Below are 24,075 nucleotides of genomic sequence, written 5' to 3'. Positions count from 1 at the left end.
GGGTTGGCGTCGCCGTAGGTTCTGGTCTTGTCGTCGGCGGTGATGGTCAGGGGTGCTTTGGTGATGGTGAGCGAGCCGTTGACGAGGGTCACCTGGTAGTTGGCAAGGGTGGCTGGGGTGGAGTCGACGGCGGTGGGCACGATCGTGTAGGTGCCGACGTTGCTGGCGGCGGTGGCGGTCGTGGCGTAGGTCGCGGTGATCGCGTCGCCGTTCTGGGTGCCGGTGATGGTGCCGGTGAGGGTCGGGTTGGCGGAGCCGTACACCTTGGTCTTGTCCGCGGCGGTGATGCTCAGGGGTGCCTTGGTGATGGTGAGGGTGCCGTAGGCCGGGGTGAGGTCGTAGTTGGCTAGGGTGGCTGGGCTCGAGTCGACGGCGGTGGGCACGATCGTGTAGGTGCCGACGCCGGTGGCTGCGGTTGCGGCGGTGGCGTAGGTCGCGGTGATCGCGTCGCTGTTCTTGATGCCGGTGATGGTGCCGGTCAGGGTCGGGTTGGCCTCGCCGTAGGTGCGGCTCTTGTTGTCGGCGGTGATCGTCAGGGGTGCCTTGGTGACGGTGAGGGTGGCGGTGTTCTTGGTGACGGTGTAGTTGCCGAGCTTGGTGTCGGGGTCGGCCAGGGTGGCGGTGATGGGGTAGCCGCCGACCGGGCTGGAGGTGGTGGCGGTGGTGTCGTAGGTGGCGGTGATGTCGTCAGCGTTCTTGATGCCGGTGATGGTGCCGGTCAGGGTGGGGTTGGCGTCGCCGTAGACCTTGGTCTTGTTGGCCGGGGTGATGGTGAGCGGGGCCTTGGTGATGGTGAGGGTGCCGTTGTTCACCTGGGTGGTGTAGTTGCTGGTGTCGCCGTGCAGGGTCGGGATGATGGCGTAGGTGCTGACGGGGCTGGCCGGTGTGGCGGCTGTCGCGTAGGTGGCGGTGATGTCGTCGCCGTTGCGTACGCCGGTCAGGGTTCCGCCCAGGGCGGGGTTGGCGTCGCCGTAGGGGCGCGAGGCGTTGTCGGCGGTGACGATCAGCTGCGCCTGGGAGATGACCAGGGTGCCGGCGGTGTTGGTGACGGTGTAGTTGCCGAGCTTGGTGCTCGGGTCGTTCAGGGTCGCGGTGATCGGGTAGGAGCCGATGCTGCTGGTGACGGTGGCGGTGGTGGAGTACGACGCCGTGATGGGGTCGCTGTTCTTGATGCCGGTGATGGTGCCGGTCAGGGCGGGGTTGGCGTCGCCGTAGTTCTTGTTCTGGCTGTCGACCGTGACTGTGAGCGGGGCCTTGGTGATGGTGAGGGTGCCGGTGTTCGTGGTGACGCTGTAGTTGGCCAGCTTGGTGTCGGGGTCGTTCAGGGTCGCGGTGATCAGGTAGTCCCCGACCGGGCTGGTGGCCACGGCAGTGGTGGAGTAGCTGGCGGTGATGCCGTCGCCGGCGACGACGCCGGTCAGGGTGCCGGTCAGGGCAGGGTTGGCCTCGCCGTAGAGGCGGCTCTTGTTGGCGGGGGTGACGACGAGCGCGGCCTGGGTGACGGTGAGGGTGCCGGTGTTGTTCGTGACGGTGTAGTTGCCGAGCTTGGTGTCGGGGTCGAGCGGGGTCGCGGTGATGAGGTAGCCGCCGACGGGGCTGGAGGCTGTCGCGGTCGTGGCGTACGACGCGGTGATGTCGTCACCGTTCTTGATGCCGGTGATGGTGCCGGTCAGGGTGGGCAGGGCTGCGCCGTACACCTTGGTCTCGTTGGCCGGGGTGATCGTCAGCGGGGCCTTGGTGACGGTGAGGGTGCCGGGCGCGTAGGTGATGGCGTAGTTGCTGCTCGTCTGACCGGCCGCGGTGATCGCGTAGGTGCCGACGGCGCTGGCCGGGGTCGCCGCGGTCGTGACGGTCAACGTCCCGCCCAGCACCGAGGCGGTCTGGCCGAGGACGAAACCCGGTGTAGGAGACCGTCAGGGCCGGGTTCGCGTCCCCGTACGTCCTGGACTTGTGGTCCGCCGTGACCGTCAACGCCGCCTTCGTCACGGAGAGCGAACCGTTCACCAAGGTGACGGTGTAGTTCGACAGGGTCGACGGGGTGGAGTCGACGGCCGTGGGCACGATCGCGTACGAGCCGACGCCGCTGGCCGCGGTGGCCGTCGTGGCGTAGGTCGCGGTGATCGCGTCGCCGTTCTTGATGCCGGCGATGCTGCCGGTGAGGGACGGGTTGGTGGAGCCGTACACCTTGGCCTTGTCGTCCGCGGTGATCGACAGCGCCGCCTTGGTGATCGTGAGCGTGCCACTGGTGCTGCTGTCGCTGAAGCCGCCGCTCCCGGCGTAGTCGACGAGGACGGTGTAGCTGCCGATGGCCGTGCCGGCCGGGATCGCATATGTGACCGACGCCTGGCCGCTGCCGTTCACCGCCGCCGACGTGGCGGTACCGATCGTCGTTGCGCCGGACTTCACGGTGAAGGTGACGCTTCCGGCGGTAGCGGTGCCGGCGCCGGCGCTGACCGATGCCGTCAGCAGGACGGACGGGTCGCCGTAGGTGGCCGTCGCGGGGGCGCTGCTCGTGCTCGTTCCCCGAGCCGTGACCGTGATGGAGACTGTCGCCGGTGCTGACGTCCTGACGGCGGTGCACGTGTTGGCCACGACAGTGCCGCAGTTGTCGGGGTCGCCTCGGTCCGTGACCGTGTACGTGACAGAGTCGGCACCCGAGTATCCAGCGGCGGGGGTGTAGACCATCGACGTGCCACTGCCGCTGAGGGTGCCGTGACTCGGGCCGCCCGTGATGGCGTACGCGAGGTTGCCGGTCGTCGTCTCGACGTCGGTGCCCGACAGGCCAAGGACGTTGTTGCTGCTGCCGGACACCACGGAGACACTGCCGCTCGCCGCGACGGGGTCGTCGTTCACGGGCCTGACCGAGATGCTGACCGTGGCGACATTGGAGTCCGCGCTGCCGTCGTTCGCCTTGTACGTGAAGCTGTCGGGTCCGTTGTAGTTGGCGGTTGGGGTGTACGTGAACGTGCCATTGGTGTTGACCACGACGGTGCCGTGGCTCGGGTTCGTCACCTTCACGGCGGTCAGGGTGTTGCCGTCGGCATCGGTGTCGTTGGACAGGACCCCCGTGGCGGGAGTGGAGACCGTGAGAACCGAGTCCTCGTTGGTGACGTAGCTGTCCCCTGTGGCGACGGGGGCCCGGTTGAAGGAGATCGTGGTGGTCACTGACGACGAGTTGTCGAGCGGCGTCGCGTCGTTCTCCGCGCTCAGGATCTGGGCCGTGTCGGTGTAGGTCGCCCCGAAGGCGGCGTTTGCGGGGAACGTGACCTGCAGCGTCCGCGAGCCCGTGGCGCCGGTGGCGAGGGTCCCGAGATCCCAGCTGACGACGTTGCCGATGACCGTGCACGTGCCGCTGCAGCTGTTGGGGACGTATGCCGCCCCGGCGGGGAGCGTGTCGGTGAGCTGGACCCCGGTTGCGGACGTGGTAGCGCCGACCTTGTTCGAGTAGGCAAGGGTGTAGCTGGCGGTGGCTCCGGGCAACGCCGACGTCGGGCCCGTCTTGACCACTGTCAGATCGGGGTTTCCGACCTTGGCCGCCGGCTTGGCGATCTGGAGCTGTCCGCCCACACTGTTGTCGCCGATGGCCAGGGAACTGCCGGTGAAGTTGTGGGCCCCGGCGGCGAGCTTGGCCGACAGCGTGATGTCGGCCGTCGCCACGGTCGAGCTGACGGTCAGGTTGTAGGACCACTTGGTTGCGCCGGGGGGAGCGGACAAGGTCGGCCCGGCAGTGATGGACGAGCCCGGTCCGGGGACGAAGTTGAAGAGGTCCTGAACGCCCGGGACGCCTCCAGAGCTGGTGTGGTCGAACTGGATGGTGACGGCCTGGGTGCCTCCACCGTTCGTCAGGTGCAGTCGCAGCGGAATGGTCTCCAGCTCGCTCCAGCCGGCGAGGTTGCCGTTGATCCACGGGGTTGAGCCTGATGACTGGCCCTGGAGCGCGACGTCGAACTGCGCTGCTGAGACATACGGACCCACGAACGGGCCGCCGCTCAACGCCCCATTGGTCCCCACCGGAGTGACCTCTGACGAGTCGGTATCGCCCAGTGCGCGGGCCACGTTGACGCGACCGTTGCCGGTCTCGGTCACGGTGCCGGCCGGGTCCGCGTTGCGCGCGAGTCGACCCACGATCGTGCCAGGCGTCGCGCTTGCGTCGGCGCCCTTGAGGAGGGCAGCCGCGCCGGCAACGATGGCGGCAGAGGCGGAGGTGCCCGTCACGGAGGTGGTGCCGCCCCCGACGGCGTCGGCCGTGACGCCCACGCCGGGTGCCCCTAGGAACGTGTCCTCCCCGGAGTTCGAGCGGTTCCACATCGTGTCGTCGACGTCTGTCGCGGAGACGCCGACCACCTTGGCGGCGCCGGCTGGGTAGGTCGGGGTCGTGGAGCCGTCGTTACCAGTGGCCGCAACGACCACGGCACCCTTGGACCACGCGTAGTCGACGGCGTCCTGCAAGGTCTGGGAGTATGTCGGGTTGCTGAAAGCCATGAGGATGACGTCTGCGCCGTGGTCCGCCGCGAACGTGAGTCCGGCGATGACGTCGCTGTCCTGTCCCTGTCCGTCTTCCCCGAGGACCTGCACAGGCATGACCTTGGCGCCGGAGCCGGCCACGCCGGCGATTCCCACGCCGTTGTCCGTTGCCCCGGCGGCGATGCTGGCCACCCACGTTCCGTGACCACTGGGGTCCTGTGTCGGGTCTGCCGGCGATCCATCGGTGGCGGAGAACGCCGACCAGCCCGGGACGAGCCGCGCCGAGAGATCCCCGTCGGCTCCGTCGACACCGGTGTCGAGCACGGCGATCGTCGCGGACCCGCTGACGGCCGGAGCCGTGTCCCAGCCGATCTTAGGGAGCGCCCACTGACCGGGGTATGCCGGGTCGTTCGGGACTGCGGCTGCCTTCCGAGTGGTGTCGTCCTCGACCGAGACGACACCAGGCAGGTTCTTGTACCGCGCCTTGACGGAACTCGCCGAGGCCTCGGGGACCTCGACGACGAGAGCGCGCAATGCGGGGAGCGCGCGCTTCTGCGTCCCACCGCCGCGACCGACGAGAGATGCCGCGGTCGTCGCGTTCGGGGTGGTGGCCGTCCGCACGATGAGGCGGACGGTGCTCGGCCCGCTGGACGTGGAGGCGCTTGCCGGGAGCGTCGTGGCACCCAGCACGGCCACCGTGGCAGTGGCCGCCACGGCAGCGGTCACCCGGCGCAAAACATGGAGTGGACTGGACGTCGCTCTGCCTTCGGCGGTAGCGAACAAAGTACGACGTACAGACATGGCGGGTCCCCTTTGGCTGGCGCCGACAAACTCGCCCCCGGGACTCGACGTGCGCACAAACTAAGTCGATGCGAGGGCGCGTGTATGCGGAATCCACATTTCTGGGTTCCTTTGAGGCGCATGGGAATTCGCTGTGTCTGAAATAGGCTCTTTGTTCCCGCATGGGTGTGCCCTTCGCGACAAAGTTCGCGTCTCACGGACCACCGATCATTCAAGAGTGGGTGGCGTTCGGTGACGGACAAGTGCCTCACATCGGCGCAGCCTGTTGATGGTTGCTTCGGTTTGCGCGGGGATGCCGGTTCGGCATTCCTCAGAGCTGGGTGAGGACCTGTTCGCCGATGTGGCGCATTCCGCGGAGGACCGCCCAGACCGTGAGGTGGTCGAGCGTCGTGCCGGGGGAGGGGTCCCAGTTGGCCACGGCGGCCCAGGTGACCGTCCGGTCGCCCGCGGTCACGGCGCCGACGTCGGCCCGCACCCCGGCGTCGGTCCCGGTCTTGTTCCAGAACGTCGTCGGCAGGTCCAGCGACGCATGGTGGGCGATCGGGTCGAGGCCGCCCTGCTCGACGAGGGCCGAGCCGACCATCGACTGGTCGACGTTGGCCGAGAGCCACTGGCGCACGAGGCGATCCGCGTCCGGGCCGGCGGCGGTGCCCGACGCGAGTCGGGCCATGAGCTGGCTCAGCTCGGCGGCGGTACCGGTCGACAGGGTGGCCGGGTGGTCGGCGCCACGGACGTCGCGCACCCGGTCGTGGAGGGCAGTTGCACGCAGGCCGAGGGACGTGGCGCGGGCCGCGACCTCGGCGAGCCCGACCCGCCGGAGCAGGACGTTGGTCGCGAGGTTGTCGGAGACGGCGCCGACGAGGGCCGCGACGTCGATGAGGGGCAGGGTCTCGACCGACAGGGTGTGCCACAGGCCGGAGTCGCCGACCCAGAGGTCGACCGACCGGGTCAGCGGCTCGTCGGGGGAGAGCTCGCCGGCAGCGATGAGCCGGGCGGTCTCCACGAGGAGCAGGACCTTGCCGACGGAAGCCGTGCGCAAGGGTGCGTCGGCACCCGCGGAAGCCAACGGCATACCCAATCCGTCACGGACGCACACCGACCACGTGACTCCGCCGGCGTCGGGAAGCTCGAGATCCATGTCAGGCAAGGGAACCCAGCCAGGTGAGGAGGGCGGCGTTGACCTGGTCGGGGGCCTCCTCGGTGAGGAAGTGCCCGGCACCGGGGACCTTGACGTGGCGGTAGTCGCCGGGCACGAAGGCTCCCGACCCGTGGGTGGCGGGGGCGATGACGCATCCGTCGTCGGTGCCCTGCAGCTGGAGGACCGGGACGCGGACTGCGTGCCGGATGCGACGCATGAAGATCGGGCCGTCCGGGCGCACCGACGACCGGCCGAGCCAGCGGTAGTGCTCCGCGGCCGAGTGGGCGACGAAGGGGATCATCATCGCGTCGCCGTAGCGGGAGACGTCCTCGGCCGCGGGGAACGTGCCGAAGGGCGAGGCCCACGAGCGGAGGACGTCCTCGACGTAGGCGTGCGACTTCGCCATCTCGCGCTCGGGGGAGAAGGGCTTCTGCAGCCCGGCGATCCACGACGAGGCCCGGCGCTGCTTGGGGTTGGACCACGTCGCGTGCCGCATGATCCGCGGGTGCGGCATCGACAGGGACGCGATGGCGCGCGTCACGTCGGGTCGCAGGGTCGGCATGCACCACGCGATCCAGCCGCCGAGCCCCTGGCCCATGACGACGGCGTCCTTCTCACCGAGGGCGCGGATGACGCTCGCGGTGTCGAGGGTCGCCATGTACGTGTCGTAGCCGCGCGGTGGCTTGTCGGACCCGCCGTAGCCGCGGAGGTCCATCGCGGCGACGTGGTAGCCGGCGTCGGCCAGGGCGACCATCTGGTGGCGCCACGCGTACCAGAACTGCGGGAAGCCGTGGAGCATGAGCACCAGCGGTCCGTCGCCCATCTCGGCGACGTGGAAGCGCGCCCCGTTGGCGGAGACGTAGCGGTGCTCCCAGGGGCCGTCGATGTTGACGAAGGCAGCGTCGACGGACATGGGTGCGGTCAGGAGCCCCGGGTCAGGCGTCGCGAGACGGGTCGGGCGTGCCGGGAGCGGTCCCGTTGCTCGACGACGTGGGCGCAGCGGGGGTGGCCGGTGCGTCGGCGGGCACCGCGGCCGGAAGGCCCGGGCGGTCCCACTCGGGGCGCGGGGCCGGGACAGTGGTGCCCGGGTGCTCGACCGCCGACTTGATCGCCTCGATCGTCCCCTGCGCCTCGGCGATCGTCTTCGCCGGCGTCGGGTCGACGGTCTTCATCTTCCGCACGCCGAGGTAGCCGAGGACGGCGGCGACGAGCAGCATGAAGACGGTGACGATGAGAAAGCTGGCCCAGCGCGGCACGCCCGCCGCCTGGAGGCCTTCTGCGATCGTCGTGAAGAGGAAGTAGACGGAGTAGAAGACGATGACGGCCGCTCCGGCGAGCAGGCCACCGCCCACGCCGGCCTTCTTGACCTGCACCGAGACCTCAGCCTTGGCCAGGGCGATCTCGCTGCGAACCAGTGCCGAGATGTCCTGTGTGGCGGACGCGACCAGCTGGCCGAGTGTCCGCTCCTGCCGGGGATCCGTGCTCATCGGCTCACTTCCTCGGTGATCGTCGGTGACTGCGCGGTCGCGCCTACCAGATGCAACCCTACTGCGCAGTCCCTACCCGAACGTGCAGGGCAGGCACCATCACGCCGGATCGAGTCGTCCCTCGGTCTCGTAGACGTCCGGCACGCCGTCGTTGTCACGGTCCGCGGTCTCACGGACCTCGACGAGCCGGTAGTGCCGATTGCGCACCCGCAGCACGACGCTCGAGAGCACCGCGGCGATGAGACTGCCGCAGAGAACCGCGAGCTTCACGTGGTCGTCACGCTCCGAGCCGTTGCCGAATGCGAGTTCGCCGACAAGCAGGCTGACCGTGAAACCGACCCCCGAGAGCATGGAGAGGCCCAGGACGTCGGTCCAGGCCAGGTCCTCGTCGAGCTCGGCGCGCGTGAACCGGGCGACCGCCCACGTGCCCCCGAGGACGCCGACCGTCTTGCCCACGACGAGCCCGACGACGACGCCGACTGCGGCCGCGTCGCCGAGAGCTGAGCCGAACCCGCCGCCCACGACGGTGACGCCGGCAGCGAAGAACGCGAAGACGGGCACCGCGAAGCCCGCGGAGAACGGCCGGATCTTGTGCTCGATCCGCTCGGCCAGTGAGTGCCGGTCCGGGTCGTCCTCGACCTCGCGGTTGACGGGCACGAGCAGGCCGAGCAGGACGCCGGCCACCGTGGCGTGGACGCCGCTCGAGTGGACGAAGACCCACGCGAGCAGGGCCGGGATCGCGAGGACGAGCGGGTTGGTGATCTTGCGCTTGAGGAGCAGGCGCCAGGCGGCCAGGGGGACGACCGCGGCGAGAAGCCAGAGGAAGCTGACCGTGTCGGTGTAGAAGACGGCGATGATCGTGATGGCGATGAGGTCGTCGACGACCGCGAGCGTCAGCAGGAACGAGCGCAGGGCGCTCGGCAGGTGCGTGCCGATGACGGCGAGCACCGCCAGCGCGAACGCGATGTCGGTGGCCGTCGGGATGGCCCAGCCACGGAGTATGCCGCTGAGCTCGCTCGCGCTGTCGCCTCGGCTCATCAGCGTGGCCGTGACGACGAACAGGATCGCGGGCAGCGCGACACCGCAGACCGCTGCCGCGATCGGGAGGGCGGCCTTGCGACGGTCGGACAGGTCGCCGGCGACGAACTCACGCTTGAGCTCGATGCCCGCGACGAGGAAGAACACGGCGAGCAGGCCGTCGGCCGCCCACGTCCCCAGCGACAGGTCCAGGTGCAGGGCGTGCGGGCCGATGACGGTGTCGCGCAGGGCGGCGTAGCCGTCGCGCCACGGCGAGTTCGCCCACACGAGGGCAGCGACCGCAGCGGCCAAGAGGATCGCGCCGCCGACGGTCTCGGCCCGAAGCGCGTCGGCGACAAAGCGAGCTTCGTGCCAGCTGCCGCGGCCGAGGAGCTTGTTGCCGGTGCCGCCTCCGGCCGGCGTCGGGGGAGTCGCGGTAGGGTGCGGGTCGCTCACCTTGGGGGTCCCTTCAGGGGATGGGTCATGGGTCGCCGACCAGACTTCCCGGCACACCATGGCCACTCGCATCGTCGCCGTGAGCCGCTTCGATTCTAGCGAGAGGGCGCGAGCGGCCCGGGCCGTGTCCCGGGAGCCGGATGCCACATCGCGACAGGCGACCGTCGATAGGGGCCGCCCGAGCGGCTCTCACGATCGGAACACGCTGCGCCACGGTTAATCGGACTAATTAGACATCTGTGGTTTGCGACCGGTTGAGGCCCGTAGATTGTGCTTCGGGAGGGGGTTCCCGCACGGGTGAGTGATCTTTGGGGGTTTGGCGATGAGTGACAAGCCAGCAGGTTGGTACTACGTCGGCGACGGCACGCTGCGCTACCGCGACGACTACGGGTGGACCGAGTACTACATGGACACCAAGGACCCGCGCGCACAGGACTGGCCGCCGCCCAAGCCCAAGACGATGCTGCAGCAGCTGCGCGAGGATGAAGCCCGTCGAGCGTCCACCGCGTCACCTCGCAGGTCCTCATGGCTTCACCGGCGCCATCGATCGACGCACTGATCGATGCCTCGGCACGTATGTTGCAGGCCACTCATGATGGTGCCGGCGCATGATCTTGGAGGCCATTGTTGGGCTCGAGCAGCCATACCGTGCGATAGGTCCTGCCGCGGTTGAGACGAGCGGGTGTGCTGCCCCTGGTCGCTAGTCGTTGCTCAATCGCGGCGGCGAGGGTCGACAGGCCAGGGGCCATGTCCGCCAGTACGACGGCCTTTTGCAGCGTCGTGTTGCCCACAGCAATGGTCCGGCTGATCGACCAAGTAGTTGGAAGTGCTCGCAGCAGAGTCGTCTCATCTGGATACGCGTCCTGCGCTAGATGCTCGTCCAGCCAGTCCGGCAGCGGTCTTCGAGTCGCACGAACGATCCGCGCCAGGGTCTCGTCCACGCGACGCGCTTCCTCCCCCACTGGGTACCCGATCACTACCCCACGTCTGGCGACCCGTGTGAGTTCGTGGATCGACTCTGATCGGATTGACGAGGGGAGGTGTTCTACCATGTCCAAGCTGATGGCGAAGTCGAAGGCGTCGTCCTCAAATGGTAGGCAGTCGGCGGATGCGCGTACCAGCTCAGCGACTCCGCGCCGCTGCACCTTGTGGGGGGCGCCTCCGAACTGGATATCGGTCTGCACCGCTGGGTGTGGCCACCAGCGAGTGACCCCGTGCCACCCGGCGCCGACATCCAGGACTCCATCTGCGTTGAACTCATCCAGGATATTGATCGCGGGCTGATAGCGCAGCAACCAGTTCAGCACGTGTGCTCCAGTCGATTGGTGTATCGGTCAGCTGGCTAGGGAGCCGATGCGAGCCAGGACGCTCGCGTCCATCTGCGAGTAAACCGGAAGACAGATCACCCGTGACGCGAGTTCATGAGTGACTGGCAGAGGGACGCCCGTGCGTCCCGCTGTTGCAAACGCCGGCATTTGGTGCAGTGGGTCGGAGAAGTAGGTCCTCAGTTCAACGTGCCGACTTCGTGCCCGCGAAAGCAGGGCATTCCGGGCATTTGTGCTGCTGCTCAGCGCCGGGAGAAACTGGCGTGCGGAGGAGTCGGCTCCAGCTTGAAATGCGTAGCCCTGGGTCGCGAAGTCCCGAATGAGCGTGTCGGCGTATTCCCGACGACGCTTCAGTACGTCGAGGTAGGTCTCAAGGACCACCAGCCCCAAGGCAGCATGCAGTTCATCCATCTTCGCGTTCAGCCCGGGTTCTTCCTCCACGACGCGATCGGGGCCGAACCCGAAGTTTGAAAGACGGCGAACCCGGTCCGCTAGTTCCTCGTCCTTTGTAAGAACCGCTCCTCCCTCCCCAATGGCAAAAGGCTTCGTGGCGTGGAAAGAGAAGACCTCGGCGTCGCCGTTGCGGCCCAGCCTCACTCCTTCGCTATCCACCGAGCCGAACCCGGCCGCGGAGTCGACGATGAGAGGCAGACTGAACTCCTCGGCCAATGCAGCCCACTCGCGCACGACCTCCGGGGGAGGGGCTGAACCGTATGTCGAACAGGGCATGAGTGCGGCCACCTTCTGAGTGCCTTCCAGGGCTTCCCGCATGGAGTCTGGATCCGCATGCCAGTGTTCTCGGTCAACGTCGACGAAGACCGGCTCGTAACCAGCCCATTTCACAACAGTCCCCGTCGCTGCGAAGGTATAGCTGGGCAGGACGACAGCGTGTCCCGGAGGTGCCTGCGTCGAGGCTCGCAGCGCAAGGAGGAGCCCCATCGTGGCGTTGGCGACCGGGACGGCATGGATGTCTTCGCCGACGAACTGGCCGAGTTTCGATCCGAACTGGCGCACCAGCTGGCCGTCGTTGGAGAACCACTGCTCGCGCTCTGCGGACTGCCAGTAGCCCTGCGCTTCATGGAGAGAGGGGAGAATGGGGCGCTGAAATCGCACGGGGGCTAGTCCCCTGCCGTGGTCAGCCTGTGTGCGACCTGACATCTCGTTCCTTAAAGAGGCGGACTGCAGAGTAGATAGCGGCGACACCCGCCGCGATCAGTGCCAGTGGGGAGACGGACTCCGCCTCAGAGAAGATGGCTGCCGCTCCAAGGGCGCATCCTGTCGCGAGGACGGGAACAATTAGGTGCGTACTAGGACAATAGCGAGTGCGGATCGCGAGCTGCGCGAAGAACACGATGTTGGCCATCGCGTACGCCATGCCCGCCAAGTCCACGCCCAGCGGAACCAGCAACACGACCATCACGACGAAGGTGGCGCTCCAAGCGAGCTCGCTGAGGATGTAGGCGGTCTTCAACGCCCGAGCGAGCAAGACGTATGACAGAGGCCACGCCATGACTTTGAAAAGGTCACCGATCAGGAACCATCGCAGCATTGTGCCCCCGGAGGCGAAGTCCCCTGAGTAGAGCAGGGCGAGCACCCAGGGGGCACAGGCTGAGAGCGCAAGAATGAGGGGCGTCGTGACGATGAGCAGTCTCTCGATCTCCTTTGCTGCCGCCCTTGACTGTCGGGTTGCGCTCGAGCGCAGATGGGAAAGGCGTGGCAGGAAGTCGGCGTTGAGAGCGGCGAGTACAAATGCCAGGTACAGCGCGGCGATCGCCCACGTTCCTTGGAAGATCCCCGCCTCGGTTCCTCCTACCCGGGTCGCGATCCAGGCCGTAGCAAAAAACTGGCTGGAGTTCATGAGGACGGCCGAAACAGCGACCGCAGCGCCTAGGCCCAACATGCCCCGAAGCTCAGGTAGCCAGTTCGGGCCGACCGTGTCGTGACGCTCGCGAGCGCTTTGCATCGCATGTCGGGCCGCCGTGGCGCATATGACCAACAGAGAGACCGCGGGCGCGGATATCGCCACCTGAAGTACCCTTGCAGCAGATGCGTCGCGTGCGGACCACAAAAACAAAGTGGCGACCAAGCCGGCTCCGACTTGGGCCACAGCGAGCAAAACATACGAGGATGAGCCGCTGAGGATGGCCGTAAAGCGCGAGGCCAAGATCGTCGCGGCCACTGCCACAGCGAAGGCAAAGGCTATTTCGGTCTTGGTCGCCTCCATGAAGGTCGGCCCGAATGCCATCCAGCCGAGGTATGAGAGGGCTCCCCCGGCCAACGAAAGTACCCAGGTGCTCCAGCGGAGAGCAGAAAGTACGGATTGGTGGCGGGACGCGTCAGCCGCGCTCGAGGCCAGGGGCACAACCGCACCGGTTCCCAGGCCGAGCCCGAGCGTCGTGGCAACGGCCCCGACACCAGTCACGAGAAGCCCCAACTCGCCTAAGCCGGTTGCCCCGAGGTTGACGGCGACAATCTTCATCCTGGCGGCGCCGAGCACTAGGACGAGTCCAGTTCCAACGCCCATGCTGATGAGCGCGGGTGCACGTTGGTACGCCAACCGCAGGTTATGGATACCGGTCACTTTGCCGGCCCGTCACCATCCAGTGAGTTCGGCGAAAGCTCCTTCCGCTGCGCGTCCATGAGCGCGACCTGCTCTGCCAGTGCGCGAGTACGCTGCTCAAGTCTTCCGATTGCAGCGGTCAACTGAATGATGATGAGCATTAGTCCGAGAAAGCCTACAAAGAAGAGTAGATTGAGGGGGACTCGGACGCCGACGATGCCCGCCGCCCACTCGAGGAGGCCGGGAGCCACCGCAAGAATGATCGTTGCGCCCGCTACGACGAGCCAGACAATTGCAAACCGGCCTCGAACGTAGCGTCGTCGCAACATCTCGAAGATGACGCCGACAACCACGACAGCTCCGACAAGAGCGACGCCAAAGCCTTCAATCATGACGGGAGCTGTCCGGTCACGGGCCAACGGCGGACCACTCCGAGCGCCGTCGTTAAGAGCACCCGGGCCACGTATCGGGTTGACGACACGGATCCCTGGCTTGCCCGTCCAGTGACACGAGCACGCATGGTGACACTGACCTCGCTAACGGACAGCCCGGACTTACGTGCGATAGCCAGAGACTCGACGGTGTCCCCCAAATACTCGCAGGGATAGTGTTGTGCAAAGACGTGGATGGCTCGTCGAGAGTGTGCCCTGAAGCCGGAGGTGGCATCGGTCAATGGGGTCATGGCGACGCGGCTCACGACGGTGGCTAGCAGCCGCATTGCCGCCTTCCGGTGGCGTGGAACAAGGTAATCGGAATCCGGTCCAAACCGGGAGCCGATGACAACATCAGTCACGTCCAGTTGGGCAAGGAGAGCGGCTGCCTGGCGGGGGTCGTGCTGGCCATCGGCGTCAATCTGTACCACTGCGTCGTAGCCATGGAGAGCTGCGTACTTGAAGCCGGTTCGCATAGCGCCCCCGACCCCGAGGTTGAAGGGAAGCCTCGCCACGGTCGCGTGCTCGGCGGCGACCTGGGACGTTGTGTCCGTCGACCCATCATCAACAACCACGACGTCACAGTGAGGCAAGGCCGAGCGGATCTCCTGCAGGACGCCACCGATCGCGGCCTCTTCGTTGAAGGCAGGCACCACCACAAGAGTCCGGCGCATCCGGCCGGCGTACTCATGGTCTTGACGTTGGCTGATAACCACTGGATCCCCGGAGGTGATGGGTGCGGTTTGGTCCCTTGGCGCCGCTGCTTGCATGGTGCCGTCGTGTTGCGAACCTGTCAGCGGAACGGGAAAACTCGTGTAACCCAGGCGCAGATTGGTCTCCACCTGTCTGCTGCCGCTCCCAGCAGGAGCGCAGCCGCGACGCGAATCGGTGTGTCTCGTCGCACGAGGCGGGCAGTCACGGTCCTGAGCAGCGGGAGGGATAGGCCCCCGTGTCCGATCGACAGGAGGTCAGCAGAGCTGTGGGCATCGGGGACGCGGTCGAGAAGCGTTGCCGCCATGGCGACCCGCCAGCGCCAAGTGTCGACGACGAGACTGCGGACGATGCTCGAGTCGCGCACGGCCTTGCGTGTCGTGCCAATTAGCGGTGGCAGGGACGCTTCGCCGACCAAGTTGCCGGGGTGTTGCAGGTAGTCCTGAATTACTTCGTCGCTGAAGTTGATGTGACCCCATGTCGAGGCCCAAACGGCAAGCCAGTGATCGGGCAGCGCGCGTGGTATTTCTGGCGGGAACGGAACCGCAGTCCGGGCGACTTCGCCGCGCATGATCATTAGCCCGCCGCTTACCTGATTGAGAAGGAGTAGCGATATCAGGTCTCCGGGTCGACGACGAGTAACTCCGTAAACCCTGCCGTACGAGTCCTTAACCATCGCACGGCCGACGATTGCAGGCGCACCAGTATTCTCTAGCGAGCGAAGGAGGGTCTCAAGCTTGTTTGGATACCAATAGTCGTCCTGATCGGCGATTGCAACCCAAGTCTGTTCCTTGTCGACACCACCGATCAAATGCTCGTAGTTGAGGTAGGCGCCGAGGTTCTCCTCGCGTTTCACGATCACGAACCTGGCGTCCCCAGCGACGAACTGTTCCACCAAAGCCACGCTCTCAGGCAATGTGTCATCAACAGCGATCGTGCAGGTCCAATCCCACACGGATTGGCCTGCGATCGAGATGATTTGGCGCTCTAGCAGGGCGGGGTCCGGCCGGTAGACCCCCATAAGGATGGCGCCTTGACCGTGAAGTCTCATCGGGCGCTCGTTCGGGGCCGCATCAGACGCCAGTACGCGCTCATCCCGGCGTTGGCGACCTTCAGAAGCGGTGGGTGGTCGATCATCGCAGGCTCGATCCGCGAGGCCAGCAGCGGCGTGAGGGCATCGGGGTCGCGGACCCAGGTGTGTTGGACGGCGGCCCGGCGCCGCCGCAGGTCGCGGCGGTGCTCCCACAACCAGCGGTAGGCATCCGTCTTGTTCGCAAGCCATCCCTCTCGCGCCGCGACGGCCAGCAGGCCGAGCTCGGACAAAGCCAGAGCGGGCAGAACCCGGCGGCGAAGGCCGCTCGGATAGACGGTGAGCACGGTGATCAAGCGGTTGCGCTCCAGCAGGTACATCTTGCGCGCGTTGCGTGAGAAGTCGTAGTGATGCAGGGCCACGGCATCTGGGACGAAGACAACCTGGCCGCCCATGAGCCACACGCGTGCGCTCAGCTCCGCGTCCTCGTGATAGGCGAAATAGGCCTCGTTGAACCCCTGTAAGTCATCCCACGCCGTGCGGCGGATCGCCATGAATCCGCCGCTCGCGGTCGCCACATGTCGCCGCTCGGCGTGGCTCGACGCCGGTTCGCCGTAGCCACCAGCCCAGCACACCCCGGTGAAGTGCATCGGGTTGCCCGCGGAGTTCACCAGGTCCGGGGCTTCGGCCAGACGGAGACACCCCGTTGCGATCGTCGCCGGGGTCGCATCTGAAGCCGAGAGCAGCGCGTCGATCGCGCCTGCGCGGACGATCGCGTCCGAGTTGAGCAGGACCACGAACTCGCCGAAGCTCTCCGCAACGGCGTGGTTCACGCCACCAGCAAAGCCGAGGTTGGTGCCTGGTCGCAGGACCCGGATGCGATCCGGCCAGTCGACCCGGCGCTTGTCGGCGTGGTCAATGCCGTTGTCCACGAGCAGGATCTCGTCCTCGGAGGCGGCGACGCCTTGGGCGGCGTCCAGACAGTCCTCGAGGAACTCTTCGGCGCCGAAGCCCACAATGACGATGGACGCTCGGACGTTCATTCCACCCCGGGACTACTTCGACAAAAGCACGACATAACGCATTCCTGAGTGGCAGGGTAGCCCGAGCGGTCCGCACGCGAGAGGAAACGTCGACCATGGTCCAGGTGGGGAGCCGCCTTCAGGAGGCGGCGGCAAGGCACTTGGGGCGACGGTGGTTCCTCATCCCCCTGGCGATCTTCACCGCCTCCCGACTCGTCGACACCCTCTTCATCTTCCTGTCGGCGAGCCACCAAGTCGCCTTGTCGCAGGCCCGCGACGACTACTACGTCTACGAGCCGTCACCGGCCGACCCTGGCTACCTGGGTGTCGTCTCGAACTGGGACGGGCAGTGGTACCGGCAGATCGCCACGGACGGCTATCAGCACCCGTCGCCTGGAGCCAGTCCTCAGGAGGTGTGGGACACCCTGTGGGCGTGGGCCTTTCCGCCGGCGTACCCCATGATCGTTCGCCTGGTCATGATGATCACGTCACTGTCTTTCCCGGTGGCGGCGACCATCGTCAGCTGTCTCGCCGGCGCGGCAGCCATGGTGCTCATGTATCGGCTCGTGGCCCGGACAGGCGGTCAGTTCCTGGCGTCAGTGACGGTCCTCTTCTCGTCCTTCTGGGTGGCCGCCCCGCTCCTGCAGGTGGCCTACAGCGAGTCACTGGCGCTCTTCTTCCTGATGGCGGCCCTCAACCTTCTTGTCGATCGACGTTACGGATGGGCTGCTGTCGCAGTCTTGGCTCTCTCGATGACCCGGATCGTCACGCTGCCACTTCTGCTCGCCGTGGTCGTGCATGCATGGCTGCGCTATCGACGTGAGGGCCCCTTCTGGAAGACACGTCCAAAGGACGCCCTCGGCATTGCGGTCGTAGCCTTCTGCACAGTGTTCGGCGTCGTGGCATGGATGCTCCTGGCCTCCGTGTTCATCGGGCCACAGGCTGGGATGGAGCGGAGCTCGGGGCAGCGCAGCCTCTACCTCGGATGGTTCGAGGACACCTACCACCTGGTCGGCGTCGGCGGTCCCGTGTTCATCGCAGTCGTCGTCCTGCTGCTGACGGCGTTCATGCTGAGTCCCCGGGCTCGCGTCTGGGCACCTGAGCTGCGCGCCTGGTCGGTGGCCTATCCCGCCTATCTCTTCGCGCTGACCCCGTTCCTTCCCGCGGTCTTCCGCTACCTGCTGCTCACGCCGACCCTGCCCGTGATGATGGCCGGGACCCCACGCACCATGACGCGCCACACGCTCCTGTGGGTCGCTGCTTTGCTCGTGCTGCTCCTGCTGTGCCAGCGCTGGTACGTCAGCACCATGCTCGTCGTCTGGACCGACGACTCCCGGCCCGGGCCCTGACCTCACGCCCGGATGACTCACTCCGCTCACATGCACCTTATGGGCCTCTTTGTAGGTAATTGCGCCACGAGATTCATGCGAATCCCCTCCAATGCCAAGTTCTGGGATCTCCCGCCGCAGTACCTTGCCGCGCAGGCGGCGCCGTACCGGCGCACCTGATCAGGCACCGGGGGGGTGGGTTGTGTCGGTGGTGAAGCCGGTGCAGTTGAAGGCGCTCACAGGCCTGCGTTTCGTCGCGGCGGCTGTGGTCCTCCTTCACCATCTGCCTTTGGCCTTGCCGGGACTGCTGGGGATCGTGTATGTCGCCCAGGCCGGCTACGTCGGGGTCACCTTCTTCTTCGTCCTCAGCGGCTTCGTGCTCGCCTACGGATGGACCTCGACGTCACGCATATCCGAGTTCTATGGGCGCAGAGCGGCCAGGATCTACCCCCTACATGCGCTGACGGCGCTCGCAATGCTGCTGATGCTTCTGAGGTCAGGGCTGGACTGGTCGGCCCTTCCCTTCAACCTCGCCCTCGTCCAGGCCTGGTCTCCGGATGCGGCCGTCCACCTGTCGTTCGTCGGCGCCTCGTGGTCGCTCTCCTGCGAGGTCTTCTTCTATGCCTGCTTCCCCTTGCTGTTCGCCGTCCTGCAACGGGCCATGCACCCCATCAGGTGGGCGGTCGGCATCATTGCCTGCACCCTGGGCCTTGGCGTGCTGGCGAGCGGTCTGTGGCCGTCGTTGGGGGAGTACCTCTACCACGTACCGCTGTTCCGGCTCACTGACTTCGCGGTCGGCATCCTGATCGCCCTGGCTGTCCGACAGGGGTGGCGCGTGGGTGTGCGCCCCATCGCGGCGGCCGCTCTGGTCATCTCGACCTACCTCCTGGTCCTGGTTGTCCAGACAGCCGGCCGGACTGGTGCGCAACAGATGTGGCTGTTCTCGGCGATCATGGTCCTGCCGTTCGGCCTGCTCATCGCGGCGTTTGCAGGTCACGAACTCGACGGGGGACGGTCCCTCTTTGCGTCCCGTCGTGCAGTCGCCCTGGGGCAGTGGTCCTTTGCTCTGTACCTGGTTCACGGCGTGATCCTGGCGGCGCTTCATGATCACGTCCACGGGTTGCGTGGTGCACCAGCGTTCGTCGTCGGTGTCGCGGTCGTGGCCCTCATCATTACCAGCTCATGGCTGGTCTACTCGCTCTACGAGCGCCCCGTCGAGCTGTGGGCTCGGCGGCGCCTGGTCACGAGGGTTAGGCGGCCTGCAGCCAGCACTGCCAGCACGAGTTCGCACGGAAGCCGCGTCCCCCCGCTGTCCAGCTCGACACCCCTACCCTGAGCTGCGCCTGAACAGGGCGTAGGTCCCGACCTTGGTCCCCTGGGTCAGGCCAGTAGCCTGCGCGGCAGCGGCCTGCGCGGAGCCGGGCAACGCCACGACGACCTCCGCTTGGGCGAGCGCGCGTGCGGCACCTGCCGCGTCGCCGTTCATGAACGCGAGGTATGCCGTCTGGTCGGCGTGGTCGAACGCGTCGAGCGGGTTGCTCACCCACACGGTGGTGCCGGCTGCTGCCATCGACTCGGCAAGGGGCTCGGCGACCAGCACGACCTCCCCGCGCGTGGCATCGGCGAGCCGTGCTGCTTCTGCGTCGGCCGCGCGGAACGTGGGAGCCCGGACCCCGAGCAGGCAGGCTGCGACGACGACGCAGGCAACGATGGTGGCCGCACGCGCGAGTGTGGATGGGGCCTCCGATGCGGCTGCGTCGCCACGCGACGGCATGCTCAGCGCTGCAGGGACGAGCAGGATCAGCATCAGCCAGATGCCGTGGCGGGCAGCGAGGACCGTCGCTCCGGCGAGACCCAACGCCGCGGCATACTCCCAAAGGGGTCGGCGGCGACGAAATGCCATGTAGCCCAGGCAGATCGACGCGACAAGGAGCAGGACGTCGAAGATGTTCGACAGGCTCAGCCGGCTCCACATGCCTGAGTCGTCGCTGGTCGCAGCGCCGGTGAAGACACCGATGTAGTACCGCGGCGCTCGGAGGAGACCCGGGTTGAGGCACGCGGCAGCGAGTGCGGCGAATCCCACCCCGACGGCCGTCCAGGGGTCGCGGCGCAGCCGCGAGAAGGCCAGGTAGCAGCCGAGGACGGCGACACCGACCAGCACCGCACCGTGGAGGTTGCCCCACAGGGCGATGAGCGGAACGGCCATCCAGATCAACCGCGACGGGCGATCGTGCTCGCGGCGAACGAGCACGAGCAGGGCGGCGTAGGGCACGAGGGACAGAAGCTGCGCCCGCGCGATCAGCAGGGGCGCGGCGCCACCGACCAAGACGAGCAGCAGCGCCGACACGGTCCCGAGCGCCCGCGATCCGCGCTGCCCGGCCTCGGTGACGAGGAGCCACAAGGTCCAGGTGACCGCGACAACCTGAGCGGCGACGATGCCGATGCTGCCGCCGAGGTAGAGGACGGAGAAGACGAGCTGCCCGAGTGCCGTCGTGTTGACCCACTCGCCGGACGGCGCAGCCGCGAAGGGCACGCCCACGGGGATCTGGCGATCGGCGCGGATCGTGTCACCCAGGGCACTCAGCCACAGTGAGTCGGAGCCCACCACCGAAACCCAGGCGACGACGCACGCAGCAGTGCCGAGCGCGACCAGCACGGCGATCGGGATGGGTCCGGACTCGCCTGTGCTGGTCGTGCGCTCGCGTGTCTCGGCCTTGGTCATGATGCGCCGATCTCAGTCGGGTCCGAGCGTCGCCGGAGGGCCAGGGCGCTGGCGGCGGAGGCCGTCAGCAGAGCGATGGCGACCCAAAGGTAGGCGTAGGCGAGGAGCAGCTGGATCGCGGTCAGCGGTCCGGTCTCCGGGATCGCCCACATCGGGGCCACGTAGAACACCAGCGCCATGAAGCCTGCAGCGATGAGGTGCCGTGCGTGGACGAGGGCCACGAGCGTGGGCACGACCCAGACCCAGTGATGCGTCCAGGAGATGGGAGACAGGAGCAACGTCGCCCCCGCCAGGCTCAGCCCGACGCCTGCCCAATGGTCACGGCGCGCCTGGAGGACGGCTGCGGCCAGGGCAAGCACAGCGGCGGCGGCGATCGCGGCCCACATCACCGCGGGGGCAGCTTCTGGTGCAGCGCGCGAGACGAACGACCGCACCGACTGGTTCACCGGAGAGAACGCCAGATCGCCGAAGCGGTCGAACTTGTCGAAACCGCCCAGCCAGTAGCCCTGCGAAGAGGCAGGCGCTGCAAGCCAGCCGACGGCGACGGTCGCAGCGCCGGCCGCTGGCGCGATGGCTGCGGCACGCCAGTCACGCCGGAGGAGGAAGTAGACGACGAAGAGGGCAGGCGTGAGCTTGATCCCCGCCGCGATGCCCACGAGCAGGCCGCGGAAGCGCGCCGGCATCAGGAAGCAGTCCGCCAGGACGAGCGCCATGAGGATGACGCCGATCTGGCCGAGAACCAGCGTCCGGACAACGGGCTCGAGGGCAAGGCCGGCGGCCCCGAGCAGGATCGTGATGTCCCACCGGGCGCCGACGGCCTTCCTGACGGCGATGAGACACACGCTGTAGGCGATCAGGGTGGCCGCGGTGAAGGCGATCTTTGACGCCGACAGCCCGATGGCGGCCAGGGGGACGAATGCGACAGCGGCGAAGGGCGGGTAGTTGAAGGCCAGGACTCCGGGCCGCGAGGCGTAGATGTCCACACCGTCGAGAACGGAGACGCCGCCGTAGTAGAAGTCTGTGAGATCGACGAAATTCCATGTGACAGAGGCGTTCCAGCGAACACACAGCGCGGCCAGCACCACCATCCATGCGACCACGAGCGCGATGCCTGGCTGTCGACGCAGGCCTCTCGCGGGTGCGGCCACGCTGCCGTCGGTGGGCATCCATCTCCTTCGGGTGTCGCTTCTTGTGGTCCTGTCGCCGGTGTCCTCATCCGGTCTCCGGCCCGGAAGCCGGCCTGTGGACGACCGCTCCAACCGTGCCATCTGCGGGTGTCCGAAAGGCGCATTTTCAGAAGGCGTTGTGAACTTCAAGCATTTTCAGGACAGGCTTCGAACGCCCGCCTACTCTTCCGATCAGCGGGGGGCACATTCGGGTGGCCCTGCATCACTGGGAGGAACCCTTTACCATGACCAAGATTGCTGCCAAGGTCCAGACGCTGCTCAACAAGGAGCGCGGCGCGACCGCCGTCGAGTACGGCCTGATGGTCGCCCTGATCGCTGTCGTGATCATCGCCGCTGTCTCCCTTCTCGGCAACAACCTGTCGACGACGTTCAACAACGTCGCCACCAAGGTCTGAGCATCGACCACGGGTGCGCCGCCGGGGGGACGGCGTCGCACCCGTGACTCGCTCGTGGAGGGGTCCTACGAGCTCCAACTCCGTTAGTTCGGGCGTAGCGCCTCATCACCAGGGAGAGAAAGACATGACCAAGCTTGCTGCCAAGATCCAGAGCCGACTCGCCTCCGAGCGTGGCGCCACGGCTGTCGAGTACGGCCTGATGGTCGCCCTGATCGCTGTCGTGATCATCGCCGCCGTCTCACTGCTCGGGAACAACCTGTCGACGACGTTCAACAACGTCGCCACTCAGATCTGATACTTAGTACGACGTCCACGCCGGGGGGCCACGGACGGCACCACACAACTTTGGGGAGGGGGATCTGGCATGGCCAGAACTGAGCGCGGCGCGTCCGCGGTGGAGTTCGCGATCGTCCTGCCTGTGTTGTTCCTCGTCCTCGCCGGGATCGTCGACTTCGGTCGCGCCTATTTCGCACAGATCGAGCTGTCCAATGCCGCCCGAGAAGGTGCTCGGGCCGCGGTGGTGCTGCCGTTGGGTTCAACGCCCGCGCCGACGACCGAGGTCGCAGCTCGTGTAGCCGCGGCGCTTCCCGGGATCTCTGACGCAACGGTGACGCCCGTCTACTGCCCATCCGCCAACTCCACACTGCGAGCCACGGTGGCAGTTTCGCGGCCGTTCCAGTGGATCGTCCTGGGCCCCGCCATGCGCATCATCGGCGGCTCGCTTGCGGACGGCACCATCCGAGCGACGGGAGTCATGCAATGCGGTGGTTGAAACGAGTGCGGCGATCCATGCGTCCCGATCGGGGTGCGGCCGCCATCATCGTCACGGTCCTCGTCAGCTGCGGGGTGGTGATCGGGATGCTTGCCATCACCGCTGACCTCGGCTCGGTCGCGTCCCAGCGCCGTTCCGTGCAGAACTCCTCTGACGCCGCGGTGATGTCTCTGGCCGTCGCATGTGCCAAGAAGGACGCAACCATCTGCTCGACGGCCAACGCGACGACGGCGCTCGCGAGCTTGGCCGGTGCAAACTCGACCGGAGCTACGGTCGACTCTGCCTGTGCCTCGACAGTGGCCCAGGCGTCCCCCTTGCTGGTCCCGATCTCCACGACGTGTGCAGCCGGGGTCACGAGCGACCTCGGTGCGTGTCTGCCAGCCTCTACGGCGACCGCCCTGCTGCCCTATGTGGAGGTTCGCACCTCCAACTCGGCGAGCACGCCTTTCGGTGGCGCGATAGGGGCGGGCGCTTCCCGACCGGTGCCGGCCTGTGCCCGCGCTGCGTGGGGGTCGCCCGGCGACTACACAGCCCAGGTCCCCATCGTGGTGTCCGAGTGCGAGTGGAAGAACAACACCTCCGACGGCACGGTCTACCAGACCGGACCGGCCGGGCCCGCTCCCGGATATGGCACTGCCGCGGGACAGACCCCGTGGCCCGCGGCCTCGTCCGAGATCACGATCTACCTCAAGAGCACGACGACAGTCCCCTGCGCCATCAACGGCAAGGACACGGCTGGTGGGTTCGGCTACGTGGACGACTCGACCGGCAACTGTGCCGCCGTCGTCAGCATCAACGGATGGGCCTCGATCGACACGGGTAGCTCGCCACCGCCCAACTGTTACGCGGCCATCGCTGCTCTCCAGGGAAAGGTCGTCGAGCTCCCGATCTTCGACTGCCTCGTCAAGCAGCTGACCCAGCCCACGGGTCCGATCTCCGGCTACCCCGACTGCACCGGCGCGGGTGCTGGTGGCGCGAAGTCCTGGTACCACGTCGTCGGCTGGGCCAAGTTCTACCTCTCCGGCTACAAGGTCGGTGGCTCCCAGGAGGCGGCCAGCCTCCGCAGCGGCGTCGTCCCCTGCAGCGGCGGCGACCGCTGCCTCTCCGGCTGGTACGTCACCGGCACGCTCACCGGCTCCGGAACCATCGTCCCGCCAACGCCCGGCAACTCGTTCGGCGCGGTCCTCGTGGCACCCGCCGGCTGATCATCAACGCAACACCATGAACAC

The 24,075-nt window shown here is 67.1% G+C and carries 22 protein-coding genes and 1 pseudogene; 7 read left to right on the top strand and 16 right to left on the bottom strand.

The features are described from left to right. From ASD90_RS24570 to nhaA, 6 genes and pseudogenes are all read right to left on the bottom strand, one after another. A partial coding sequence (locus tag ASD90_RS24570; protein WP_255358592.1) for an MBG domain-containing protein occupies positions 1–1,856 on the bottom strand: 1,856 nt, incomplete at its 3' end. Between the two features lie 52 nt (positions 1,857–1,908). Next, a pseudogene (locus ASD90_RS20000) lies at positions 1,909–5,265 on the bottom strand (Ig-like domain-containing protein); the annotation flags it as partial. Positions 5,266–5,575: 310 nt separating this feature from the next. Continuing rightward, entirely contained in the window at positions 5,576–6,403 is an 828-nt protein-coding gene (locus tag ASD90_RS19995; RefSeq protein WP_056760251.1) for a serine hydrolase, read from the bottom strand. A gap of 1 nt (position 6,404) precedes the next feature. Continuing rightward, a complete protein-coding gene (locus ASD90_RS19990) occupies positions 6,405–7,316 on the bottom strand; it encodes an alpha/beta fold hydrolase (protein WP_056760249.1) in 912 nt (303 codons plus the stop codon). 22 nt (positions 7,317–7,338) lie between these two features. Beyond that, positions 7,339–7,890 carry a phage holin family protein gene (locus ASD90_RS19985; RefSeq protein ID WP_056760247.1) on the bottom strand — a complete coding sequence of 184 codons (552 nt, stop codon included), beginning with the start codon at positions 7,888–7,890 and terminating at the stop codon, positions 7,339–7,341. 99 nt (positions 7,891–7,989) lie between these two features. After that, positions 7,990–9,363: a Na+/H+ antiporter NhaA gene (gene nhaA, locus ASD90_RS19980; protein ID WP_056760245.1), complete on the bottom strand. Its 1,374-nt coding sequence runs from the start codon at positions 9,361–9,363 to the stop codon at positions 7,990–7,992. Between the two features lie 322 nt (positions 9,364–9,685). Here nhaA and ASD90_RS19975 point away from each other — a divergent pair, with 322 nt between their 5' ends. Further along, complete coding sequence (locus tag ASD90_RS19975; protein ID WP_056760243.1) at positions 9,686–9,922, top strand: hypothetical protein; 237 nt, start codon at positions 9,686–9,688, stop codon at positions 9,920–9,922. A 31-nt stretch (positions 9,923–9,953) separates the two neighbouring features. On the opposite strand, the gene ASD90_RS23150 is transcribed toward ASD90_RS19975, so the two are convergent. The 7 genes from ASD90_RS23150 to ASD90_RS19945 all read right to left on the bottom strand — a co-directional run bounded on the left by ASD90_RS23150 (position 9,954) and on the right by ASD90_RS19945 (position 16,463). Beyond that, positions 9,954–10,670, bottom strand: a complete 717-nt coding sequence (locus ASD90_RS23150; RefSeq protein WP_162260230.1) for a class I SAM-dependent methyltransferase — start codon at positions 10,668–10,670, stop codon at positions 9,954–9,956. A 27-nt stretch (positions 10,671–10,697) separates the two neighbouring features. Further along, on the bottom strand, positions 10,698–11,801 hold the full coding sequence (locus tag ASD90_RS19970) for a DegT/DnrJ/EryC1/StrS aminotransferase family protein (RefSeq protein ID WP_056760241.1): 1,104 nt from the start codon (positions 11,799–11,801) through the stop codon (positions 10,698–10,700). Between the two features lie 22 nt (positions 11,802–11,823). Beyond that, positions 11,824–13,185 carry an oligosaccharide flippase family protein gene (locus tag ASD90_RS19965; protein WP_056760239.1) on the bottom strand — a complete coding sequence of 454 codons (1,362 nt, stop codon included), beginning with the start codon at positions 13,183–13,185 and terminating at the stop codon, positions 11,824–11,826. Between the two features lie 80 nt (positions 13,186–13,265). After that, positions 13,266–13,640 carry a DUF2304 domain-containing protein gene (locus ASD90_RS19960; RefSeq protein WP_056760238.1) on the bottom strand — a complete coding sequence of 125 codons (375 nt, stop codon included), beginning with the start codon at positions 13,638–13,640 and terminating at the stop codon, positions 13,266–13,268. Then, positions 13,637–14,353, bottom strand: coding sequence for a glycosyltransferase family 2 protein (locus tag ASD90_RS19955; protein WP_056760236.1), 717 nt, complete (start codon positions 14,351–14,353; stop codon positions 13,637–13,639). The genes ASD90_RS19960 and ASD90_RS19955 overlap by 4 nt, the downstream gene beginning before the upstream one ends. A 119-nt stretch (positions 14,354–14,472) precedes the next feature. Next, positions 14,473–15,411 (bottom strand): glycosyltransferase, encoded by a 939-nt coding sequence (locus tag ASD90_RS19950; protein WP_235506826.1) that lies wholly within the window; start codon positions 15,409–15,411, stop codon positions 14,473–14,475. A gap of 26 nt (positions 15,412–15,437) precedes the next feature. After that, positions 15,438–16,463, bottom strand: a complete 1,026-nt coding sequence (locus ASD90_RS19945) for a glycosyltransferase family 2 protein (protein WP_056760232.1) — start codon at positions 16,461–16,463, stop codon at positions 15,438–15,440. Between the two features lie 104 nt (positions 16,464–16,567). Between ASD90_RS19945 and ASD90_RS19940 the strand changes: the two genes are divergently transcribed. Next, on the top strand, positions 16,568–17,791 hold the full coding sequence (locus ASD90_RS19940) for a hypothetical protein (protein ID WP_162260229.1): 1,224 nt from the start codon (positions 16,568–16,570) through the stop codon (positions 17,789–17,791). 181 nt (positions 17,792–17,972) lie between these two features. Continuing rightward, complete coding sequence (locus ASD90_RS19935) at positions 17,973–19,106, top strand: acyltransferase (RefSeq protein WP_162260228.1); 1,134 nt, start codon at positions 17,973–17,975, stop codon at positions 19,104–19,106. On the opposite strand, the gene ASD90_RS19930 is transcribed toward ASD90_RS19935, so the two are convergent. Both ASD90_RS19930 and ASD90_RS19925 read right to left on the bottom strand, forming a co-directional pair. Beyond that, a complete protein-coding gene (locus ASD90_RS19930) occupies positions 19,098–20,492 on the bottom strand; it encodes a hypothetical protein (RefSeq protein WP_056760227.1) in 1,395 nt (464 codons plus the stop codon). The two genes, ASD90_RS19935 and ASD90_RS19930, sit on opposite strands and share 9 nt — an antisense overlap. Then, positions 20,489–21,577: a glycosyltransferase 87 family protein gene (locus ASD90_RS19925; protein WP_235506817.1), complete on the bottom strand. Its 1,089-nt coding sequence runs from the start codon at positions 21,575–21,577 to the stop codon at positions 20,489–20,491. Before ASD90_RS19925 ends, ASD90_RS19930 begins: the two co-directional genes overlap by 4 nt. 326 nt (positions 21,578–21,903) lie before the next feature. Between ASD90_RS19925 and ASD90_RS19920 the strand changes: the two genes are divergently transcribed. The 3 genes from ASD90_RS19920 (at position 21,904) to ASD90_RS19910 (ending at position 22,846) form a co-directional block, all read left to right on the top strand. Beyond that, on the top strand, positions 21,904–22,074 hold the full coding sequence (locus ASD90_RS19920) for a Flp family type IVb pilin (protein WP_056760223.1): 171 nt from the start codon (positions 21,904–21,906) through the stop codon (positions 22,072–22,074). 124 nt (positions 22,075–22,198) lie between these two features. Then, positions 22,199–22,369, top strand: a complete 171-nt coding sequence (locus ASD90_RS19915) for a Flp family type IVb pilin (protein ID WP_056760221.1) — start codon at positions 22,199–22,201, stop codon at positions 22,367–22,369. A gap of 69 nt (positions 22,370–22,438) precedes the next feature. Beyond that, entirely contained in the window at positions 22,439–22,846 is a 408-nt protein-coding gene (locus tag ASD90_RS19910; protein WP_056760219.1) for a TadE/TadG family type IV pilus assembly protein, read from the top strand. Here the strand turns inward: ASD90_RS19910 and ASD90_RS19905 are convergent. Then, positions 22,827–23,180 (bottom strand): hypothetical protein, encoded by a 354-nt coding sequence (locus ASD90_RS19905; RefSeq protein WP_056760216.1) that lies wholly within the window; start codon positions 23,178–23,180, stop codon positions 22,827–22,829. The two genes, ASD90_RS19910 and ASD90_RS19905, sit on opposite strands and share 20 nt — an antisense overlap. 211 nt (positions 23,181–23,391) lie before the next feature. On the opposite strand from ASD90_RS19905, the gene ASD90_RS19900 reads away from it, so the two are divergent. Further along, positions 23,392–24,051 (top strand): hypothetical protein, encoded by a 660-nt coding sequence (locus ASD90_RS19900; RefSeq protein ID WP_056760214.1) that lies wholly within the window; start codon positions 23,392–23,394, stop codon positions 24,049–24,051. Positions 24,052–24,075 lie beyond the last annotated feature (24 nt).

This window comes from Terrabacter sp. Root181, assembly GCF_001428505.1.
Classification (GTDB): domain Bacteria; phylum Actinomycetota; class Actinomycetes; order Actinomycetales; family Dermatophilaceae; genus Terrabacter.
This window is presented reverse-complemented; position numbering and strand designations above follow the sequence as displayed.